The sequence below is a fragment of the Desertihabitans aurantiacus genome, assembly GCF_003344635.1.
GTDB lineage: Bacteria > Actinomycetota > Actinomycetes > Propionibacteriales > Propionibacteriaceae > Desertihabitans > Desertihabitans aurantiacus.
The window spans coordinates 1-7819 of sequence record NZ_QPKK01000186.1 but is presented as its reverse complement, the minus strand read 5'-3'; the positions used below and the strand labels follow the sequence as shown (position 1 = coordinate 7819).

Here is a 7819-nt window from a genome sequence, read left to right as displayed (position 1 = left end):
GCCGTCAGCGCCGCGCCGGTCCCCGCCCGACGCGGCCGGGGCGGGGCCGGGGAGAAGGCCGGGATCGGCACCTACATCGTGCTGAGCCTGACCGCGGCCCTGTTCCTGTTCCCCTTCTACTACTCGCTGGTGGCCGGCTCGCACCCGCCGGCCGAGCTCTACGACGGGTCGCCGCCGCTGCTGCCCGGGCCGGGGCTGTTCACCAACATGGGGTTGGCGCTGCAGCAGGCCGATCTCTTCCAGGCGCTCGGACGCTCGCTGGTCGTGGCCGGCGTCGTCACCGCCGCCACGGTGTTCTTCTGCACGACGGCCGGCTTCGCCTTCGCCAAGCTGAGGTTCCGCGGACGGGGTGCGCTGTTCGGCATCACGCTGGCGACCCTGACCATCCCGCCGACGCTGGGCATCGTCCCGCTGTACGTCGTGATGAGCACCCTGGGTCTGGTCAACAACCTGGCCTCGGTGATCCTGCCGGCCGCGGTGACCGCGTTCGGGGTGTTCTTCATGCGCCAGTTCCTCACCCAGGCGCTGCCGGACGAGCTGGTCGAGGCGGCCAAGGTCGACGGCGCCAGCCTGACCCGGACGCTGTTCGAGATCGTCTTCCCGATCGCCCGCCCGGGCATGGCGGTGCTGGGGATCCTGTCGTTCATGGCGTCCTGGAACGACTTCCTCTGGCCGTTCATCGCCGTCCGCAACGCGCCGACCATCCAGGTGGCCGTCGCCAGCATCCAGGCCGGCTACACCCCCGACATCTCGGTCATCCTCGCCGGCACCGTGATCGCGACCGTCCCGCTGGTGGTCGTGACCGCGATCTTCGGCAAGCAGATCGTCAACGGGATCTCCGCCGGGGCCGTGAAGGGGTGACCCCGGCCCGCTGACCCCCTCGACCCGCTCAGCCCAGCGCGTCCTCGAGAGCCGTCGGTGTCAGCCCGTGCGCGGCGGCCACCGGGGCGTTGGTGACCACGCCGGCGGTGGTGTTGAGCCCCCTGGCCAGGGCGGCGTCGTCCCGCAGCGCCTGCCGCCAGCCCTTGTCGGCCAGCGCCACGGTGTAGGGGAGGGTGGCGTTGGTCAGCGCGTAGGTGGAGGTGCGGGGGACCGCCCCGGGCATGTTGGCCACGCAGTAGAAGGTCGAGCCGTGCACCGGGTAGGTCGGGTCGGAGTGGGTGGTGGGGCGGGAGTCCTCGAAGCAGCCGCCCTGGTCGATGGCGATGTCGACCAGCACCGATCCGGGCTTCATCCGCGAGACGAGCTCGTTGCTCACCAGCTTGGGCGCGGCCGCGCCGGGGATCAGCACCGCGCCGATCACCAGGTCGGCCTGCACCACCTGCTCCTCCAGGGTGAGCCTCGACGACGCCAGCCCGTGCACCTGGTTGTCGTAGCGCCAGAACGACATCCGCAGCTTGTCCAGGTCGGTGTCGAGCAGGGTGACGTCGGCGCCCATGCCGAGGGCGATGTTGGCCGCGTTCTGCCCCGACACCCCGGCACCGATGATGACCACCTTGGCGTTGGCGACGCCGCCGACGCCGCCCATCAGCACCCCGCGGCCGCCGGAGGCCTTGAGCAGCGCGTGCGCGCCGACCTGCGGCGCGAGGCAGCCGGCGACCTCCGACATCGGGTAGAGCAGCGGCAGCCCGCCCGAGGCCAGCTGAACCGTCTCGTAGGCGACCGCGGTGGTGCCGCTGTCGACCAGGGCGGTGGTGAGCGGGCGGTCGGCGGCCAGGTGGAGGTAGGTGAACAGCAGCAGGTCCTCGCGCAGGAACGGGTACTCCGCAGCGACCGGCTCCTTGACCTTCAGCACCATCTCCGCGCCGCCCCAGACGTCCTCGGCACGCTCGAGGACCGTCGCCCCGGCGGCGACGTACTCCTCGTCGGGGATCGCCGATCCCTCGCCCGCGCCGCGCTGCACCAGCACCTGGTGGCCGTGGGCCGTCAGCTCGTGCACCCCGATCGGGGTGCACGCCACCCGGTACTCGTGGTCCTTGACCTCCGTGGGCACGCCGACGCGCATTGGTCCTCCTCGATCGAGCTGCTCGGTCGTCCCCATCATCTCCGCTGCCCGTCACGTCCTGCATGCGGGTCGGAGTGGGCCAGACGCCTGGCGTCGGGAGGTTGCGGCAGAGTGAAGTCGTGACGATGCTGCGAGCAGTCGCGGAGTGGTTCCGGGAAGGAGCGTCCGATGGGAGGACGGCTGCGTCGGGTGTGGCTCGGACTCGGCGTGTTGTGGCTGCTCTACATCGGGTGGATCCTGATCCGCTGGAGCACGGACGGTGCCCCTCCGACACTCGCCCAGTGGATGGTGCCGGCCTGCGGTCTCGTGGCGGTCGTGTGCGGCCTGTTCACCGCGCGGAGTCTGGACCGTGGCACCACGGATCGGGACGGCGACGTCTGAGGTGACCGTCGTGCTCTCTTGCACACGCCTTCTCGAGCCTGCGTCCTGGCCCTGCTCCGGCAACCCGGGGGGTCTCTTCCATGGACGAACGGCCGCCGGCACCCGCAGGTACCGACGGCCGTCCGTGGGGAGAACCGGGCTCAGCAGTCGAAGTAGAGCTCGAACTCGTGCGGGGTCGGACGCAGCCGGATGGCGTCGATCTCGGCCCGCTTCATCTCGATCCAGGTCTCGATGAGGTCGGAGGTGAAGACCCCGCCGGCGAGCAGGAACTCGTGGTCGGCCTCCAGGCTGTCCAGCACCGCGCTCAGGTCGGCGGGGACGGTCGGGACGGAGGCGTGCTCCTCCGGCGGCAGCTCGTAGAGGTCCTTGTCGACCGGGGCCGGCGGCTCGATCTGGTTCTGGATGCCGTCCAGACCGGCCAGCAGGATCGCCGAGAACGCCAGGTACGGGTTCGACGACGGGTCGGGGCAGCGGAACTCGACGCGCTTGGCCTTCGGGTTGGCGCCGGTGATCGGGATCCGGATGCAGGCCGAGCGGTTGCGCTGGCTGTAGACCAGGTTGACCGGGGCCTCGAAGCCGGGCACCAGGCGGTGGTAGCTGTTCACGCTGGGGTTGGTGAAGGCCAGCAGCGAGGGGGCGTGGGCCAGGATGCCGCCGATGTACCAGCGGGCGGTGTCGGACAGGCCGCCGTAGCCGGCCTCGTCGTAGAACAGCGGCTGCCCGCCGTTCCAGATCGAGGAGTGCACGTGCATGCCCGAGCCGTTGTCGCCGAAGATCGGCTTCGGCATGAAGGTGGCGGTCTTGCCGTGCTCCCAGGCGGTGTTCTTCACCAGGTACTTGAATTTCTGGACGTCGTCGCCCGCGCTCAGCAGGGTGGAGAACCGGTAGTTGATCTCGGCCTGTCCGGCGGTGCCGACCTCGTGGTGGGCGCGCTCGACCTCGAGCCCGGCATTCGTCATGTTGCGGACCATGTCGTCGCGCAGGTCGGCGAAGTGGTCGACCGGGGGCACGGGGAAGTATCCGCCCTTGTACTTGACCTTGTAGCCGCGGTTGCCACCCTCCTCGACCCGGCCGGTGTTCCAGGCGCCGGCGACGGAGTCGATGGCGTAGTAGCCGGTGTTCTGCTTGGTCTCGAAGCGGACGTCGTCGAAGACGTAGAACTCGGCCTCGGGCGCGAAGAAGGCGGTGTCACCGATGCCGGTGGAGGCGAGGTAGGCCTCGGCCTTGCGCGCGATGTTGCGCGGGTCGCGGCTGTAGGCCTCCTTGGTCAGCGGGTCGTGCACGAAGAAGTTCACGCACAGCGTCTTGGCCTTGCGGAAGGGGTCCAGGTAGGCCGTGGTCGGGTCGGGCAGCAGCGCCATGTCCGACTCGTGGATCTTCTGGAAGCCGCGGATCGAGGACCCGTCGAAGGCGAGCCCGTCCTCGAACACCTCGGGCCCGAAGGACGCCGCCGGGACGGTGAAGTGCTGCATGATGCCCGGCAGGTCGCAGAAGCGGACGTCGACGACCTCGACACCCTCGTCCTTGATGTAGGCCAACAGGTCGTCGGCTCCTTGGAACATGGCTTTCCTCCGCTGTGGTGGATGACTGACGGGTGAACCCTAGGAACGGGCCGTTCCGGACCGGTTGCGCAGATGTTTCGGCCGCGTTACGGGCCCGTCCACCCGGGTTCCGGGCTCACCCTGCCACGTCCGGCGGCCCGCCCGGTCGGCGTCCAGCGGCCGCGAGAGCGGTCCGCGGGTAGGGTGGCGCGGTGTCCAACGCCCTCGCCGACCCCGGTCACCGACGTCCCGGGGAGCGGCTGGGACTGCCCGCCTCGGGCCGTGGCTCGCTGGCGAGCTGGCGCTCCCGGATCGCGGCCATCCTGCTCGACTGGGCGGTCTGCATGGGGCTGAGCGTGCTCTTCTTCGGCACCGAGGTGGTCCAGGGCGACGGCTGGCAGACGTTCATGCCGCTCACGCTGTTCTTCGTCGAGTCGGCGGTGCTGTCCGCGCTGACCGGTGGCTCGCTGGGGCAGCTGGTCTGCCGGATCGGCATCATCCGGCTGGACGGTCACCAGCTCGGCTTCCTGCGGGCGGTGCCGCGGGCGGCGATGGTCTGCCTGGCGCTGCCGGCCCTGGTGGTCGACGGCGACCGGCGGGGGCTCAACGACCTGCTGCTCGGCACCGTGGTGGTCAACCGGCGCTGAGGACTCCCGCCTACTGCCTCTGGGTGGTGAGCGGCACTCCGGACGGGCCCTGAGGAGCGCCCGCTCGTGGCGCGGATGAGGGCGGGGACGGGCCACGCGGCTGACGACCGCCCGCTCGCGGCACGGACCAGCGCGAACCGGCCGGTGTCGCTGAGCAGTGCCCACCCGCGGCGGAGATCCGCGCCGGCCCGTCCGTGTGGCTGAGCAGTGCCCTCTCGCGGCGGATCCGCGGCGGCCGTCCGGTGTGGCTGAGCAGTGCCCTCTCGCGGCAGTCGTCCGCTCCAGAACGGCTCAGGCGGCTGAGCACCGCCCGCTCGCGGCACGGATCGGCGCCCAGCGGGCCGGCGGTCAGCTGATCCGCTCCACCGACCAGTTCGACACCAGCTGCTGGACGCCGAGCTCGCGCAGGGCCCGGTTGCCCGGCAGCGCGGCGTCGTAGCGGGAGCCGCCGCACCAGGCCGCCAGCCGTGGCGTCCGCCCGGCGGCGGCACCGACCCGGCGGACCGGGGCCACCACCTCCTGCTCGACCAGCTCCTCGGTCACCGCGGGGGCGGTGCGGTGGCTGGAGGTGTGGACGCCGAGCTCGTGCCGGTCGGCGAGCTCGGCCAGGTCGGCGTCGGAGAGCTGGGCCCGCTCGGGGTCACCGGAGGCGAAGATCGGGAAGAAGACCGCCCGTAGCCCGAGCCGGTCGCACTCCTCGGCCCCGAACAGGGCGGTGTCGCGGAAGCCGTCGTAGAAGGCGACCAGCACCCGCAGCCCGTCCGTGGCGCCCTCGGCGACCAGCGACGGCGCGAGCGTGGCCGCCCGGGCCAGCTGGTCGCGGACGACCGGGCGGGAGCGCTCGGCGATGTGGTGGAAGTTCAGCGCCAGCACGCCACCCGGCGGCGGGGCCAGCGTCCCCTCCAGCACCGCGGTGCCGAGCAGGGACTGCAACGCGTACAGCTCCGCGCCGAACACCGGACCCTCCGGCTCGGGCGCCGGGTCGAGCCCGACCAGGTGGCGCAGCACCGTCGCCGGGTGCTCCTCGGGCTCCAGCAGGGCGTCGGTGAGCAGCAGGACCGGGATGCAGGCCTCCTGGTCGGTCTGGCTGAGGATCGTCTCGTGCAGGGAGGCCTCGTCGACCCCGTCACCCGTCCGCGTCACGCCGCCCCCTCGCCCGCCCGACCGACTGCAGCCCCCCGACGCCCGGGCCGGCGGCACGGTGAACGAGACTACGACGGTGACCGCGCGAAGCTACCGGCAGGTGCTGTCGGCCCGGGGCGAGGTCGTCGAGATGGCCCTGGACGGCCTGGACCGGCTCGGCGTGCCGGTGACCAGCTGCTCCCTGGTGGTCGGCGGGCGGATCGTCGCCTCGGGCAACGGCTACGGCGCCGACCGCGCCGCCGCCGAGCTCAGCGGGCTCGGGGAGCTGGCCGAGGGCGTCCTGGCGGGGGAGCACGTCTCCCGGCTGCGCGCCCGGACGTGGCGGGGCTCCTGGCGGGAGCTGGTGGCCCGGCTGGGCCGCGACCAGGTGGTCGACCCGCGCACCCTGACCCTGCCGGCCGGCTCGTCCTGGACCGAGGAGGCCCCCCTGGACTGGCTGCCGGCCACCCGGGTGCGGACCGGGGAGGAGGTGTGGCTGCCCGCCGAGCTGCTGGCCAGCGAGGACGCCGAGCTGCCGCCCGGTCCGCGGCTGCTGCCGCCGATCACCAACGGCCTGGGCGCCGGCACCGACCCCGTCCGCCCGCTCACCCACGGGCTGCTGGAGCTGCTGCAGCGCCACACCAACGTGCTGCGCTTCCGCGCCCTGGACCGGCTCTCGCCCGAGATCACCGCCGACGCCCTGCCCGCCTCGGTCGCGGCGCTGGTGCAGCGGATGAGCGACCTCGGGGTGCGGCCGGTGCTCAAGCACGCCGGCACCGAGCTCGGCGTGGTCTCCACCTACGTCACCGGCGAGGACGAGGACCCGCCGCAGCCGGTCGTCGTCACCGCCTGCGGGGAGGCCGCCCACCCCTCGGCCGAGGTCAGCCTGACCAAGGCGGTGCTGGAGTTCGCCAACTCCCGGGCCCGCAAGGCGTTCTGCTTCGGCGACCCGGTGCTGGCCCGCCGCACCGCTCCCGACCGCTACTGGGACGCCCTCCCGCCGGCCGCCGGGGACAGCCGGGAGCGCGCGGCGATGCAGGCCTGGGCCGCGATGGACGTCGACGCGCTGGCCCGGCTGACCCGCTCCGACCGCAGCCGCCGCGTCTCCTACGCCGAGGTGGGCGGGCTGCCCGCCCCGACGCTGGACCAGCCGACGCTGCTGGAGCACCTGCTCAGCGCGCTCGAGGCCGACCCGCTCGACCACGACGTGCTGGCCGCCACCACCTCCGACGGGCCGGTCGTGGTGAGCAAGGTGGTGGTGACGAACCTGGAGGCGGAGACGCTCTCGCACAGCCGGATCGGCGAGACCGGCGTGGCCCGTTCGATCGCCGCCGACCTCGACCTGGTCCGGGTGCAGGACCGGGCCAGCGCGACCCACTCCGCGCGGGTGCTGCTGACCGAGGAGGCCGAGCAGCGGCTCGGCGGGCCGGTGTGGTGGTCGCCGGCGCGGGCCGAGGAGCTGCTGGGCCCGCTCTACCCGCTGTACCGCGAGCCGCCGCGGCACTCGGTCGCGCTGACCTGAGCCGCGGCCTCAGCCGACGTGGACCGCGGTGGCCCGGTGGCTGGCGACGGTGGCCGGCCCGGCGGCCCGGCAGGTCAGCTGCTCGGGCCGGCTGCGCTCGGTGGCGAGCTGGACGGTGACCAGCGTCCCGGGGCCACGACGGCGCAGCCGCACCTCCCAGCCCTCCTCGGCCGGCTCGGAGCCCAGCACCTCCAGCTCGTGGCGGCCGAGCGGCCCCAGCACCCGCAGCGCCTCGACGACGGCCACCTGCTCGGGTGCGGGCAGGGTGGTGTAGCCGCGCAGGAAGGTGGGGCCGATCCGTCCGGCGAGGTGGTCGGCGACCACCTCGACCGCGGAGCCGGCGTCCAGCCCGCCGTAGTAGACGCCGTCGGGGGCGACCACGAGGTTGGCCGCGAACCGGTCGCCGCCGACGTGGCTGCACTCCCAGGTGAGCTCGGGCCAGCGCGCGGCCAGGGCGGCCGCGACCGGGCGTCCGCGCACGGCGCAGCAGGTGTCGTGGACGCCGTGGGCGCAGACCAGCAGCACCGGCGGGTGGCCGGTCGCGCCGGGGGCCTCGAGGGCGTCGGGGAGGGCGAGCAGGTCGTCCTCGTCGGCCCAGGTG

8 protein-coding genes are annotated in these 7819 nt (G+C 73.1%); 4 read left to right on the top strand and 4 right to left on the bottom strand.

Going from position 1 to position 7819, the window contains the following annotated elements:
- Positions 1-861: carbohydrate ABC transporter permease (locus tag DVA66_RS14150; RefSeq protein WP_157974012.1), on the top strand; the 861-nt coding region annotated here is incomplete at its 5' end.
- 28 nt (positions 862-889) lie between these two features.
- Here the strand turns inward: DVA66_RS14150 and ald are convergent.
- On the bottom strand, positions 890-2005 hold the full coding sequence (gene ald, locus DVA66_RS14145) for an alanine dehydrogenase (protein WP_114560668.1): 1116 nt from the start codon (positions 2003-2005) through the stop codon (positions 890-892).
- 168 nt (positions 2006-2173) lie between these two features.
- Here ald and DVA66_RS14140 point away from each other — a divergent pair, with 168 nt between their 5' ends.
- On the top strand, positions 2174-2386 hold the full coding sequence (locus tag DVA66_RS14140) for a hypothetical protein (protein WP_114560667.1): 213 nt from the start codon (positions 2174-2176) through the stop codon (positions 2384-2386).
- A 140-nt stretch (positions 2387-2526) separates the two neighbouring features.
- Here DVA66_RS14140 and glnA read toward each other — a convergent pair whose 3' ends face one another.
- Positions 2527-3948: a type I glutamate--ammonia ligase gene (gene glnA / locus DVA66_RS14135; protein ID WP_114560666.1), complete on the bottom strand. Its 1422-nt coding sequence runs from the start codon at positions 3946-3948 to the stop codon at positions 2527-2529.
- Between the two features lie 191 nt (positions 3949-4139).
- On the opposite strand from glnA, the gene DVA66_RS14130 reads away from it, so the two are divergent.
- Positions 4140-4574 carry an RDD family protein gene (locus DVA66_RS14130; RefSeq protein WP_114560665.1) on the top strand — a complete coding sequence of 145 codons (435 nt, stop codon included), beginning with the start codon at positions 4140-4142 and terminating at the stop codon, positions 4572-4574.
- Positions 4575-4922: 348 nt separating this feature from the next.
- Here the strand turns inward: DVA66_RS14130 and DVA66_RS21960 are convergent, their stop codons facing one another.
- Positions 4923-5717 (bottom strand): polysaccharide deacetylase family protein, encoded by a 795-nt coding sequence (locus DVA66_RS21960; protein ID WP_157974011.1) that lies wholly within the window; start codon positions 5715-5717, stop codon positions 4923-4925.
- 76 nt (positions 5718-5793) lie between these two features.
- Here DVA66_RS21960 and DVA66_RS14115 point away from each other — a divergent pair, with 76 nt between their 5' ends.
- Positions 5794-7218, top strand: coding sequence for a YcaO-like family protein (locus DVA66_RS14115; RefSeq protein ID WP_157974010.1), 1425 nt, complete (start codon positions 5794-5796; stop codon positions 7216-7218).
- A gap of 9 nt (positions 7219-7227) precedes the next feature.
- Here DVA66_RS14115 and DVA66_RS14110 read toward each other — a convergent pair.
- Positions 7228-7819, bottom strand: a 592-nt coding sequence (locus DVA66_RS14110; protein ID WP_332872874.1) for a sucrase ferredoxin, incomplete at its 5' end; no start/stop codon positions are given.